Source organism: Rossellomorea aquimaris, from assembly GCF_001877785.1.
GTDB classification, from domain to species: domain Bacteria; phylum Bacillota; class Bacilli; order Bacillales; family Bacillaceae_B; genus Rossellomorea; species Rossellomorea aquimaris_A.
The window spans coordinates 1-389 of the sequence record NZ_MINN01000052.1; the positions used below are offsets into that span (position 1 = coordinate 1).

At 46.5% G+C, this 389-nt stretch carries 1 pseudogene; it reads left to right on the forward strand.

The features are described 5' to 3' along the window. Nucleotides 1–265, forward strand: a pseudogene (locus tag BHE18_RS02040) (L-threonylcarbamoyladenylate synthase); the annotation flags it as partial. Nucleotides 266–389: the final 124 nt, after the last annotated feature.

The window sequence follows — 389 nt, forward strand, 5'->3', positions numbered from 1 at the left end:
CCCATTGATTGTTCACGTGGATTCCAAAGAAACCGCCTTGGAGTATGTGGAAGAAGTTCCTGAAAAAGCGCTGCAATGCATGGATGCTTTTTGGCCAGGGGCACTGACTTTAATCATGCAGGCGAAACCGGATATCTTTGCTTCTAACGTGACAGCAGGCTTGCCAACAGTAGGCATTCGCGTACCGAATCATCCAGTTGCGTTAAACTTATTGAAGCAATTGAAGCGGCCAGTCGCAGCGCCGAGCGCCAATACGAGCGGAAAAAAAAAAAAAAAAACACAATAAGCACAGTGAGCTAAATATCTCAACACCCTGTGTCACCTATAATTCGCCTTTGAACTTTTTCGTCACAAAGCTGCCTATTCAGGATCATGCCTTGTGGTCGCCG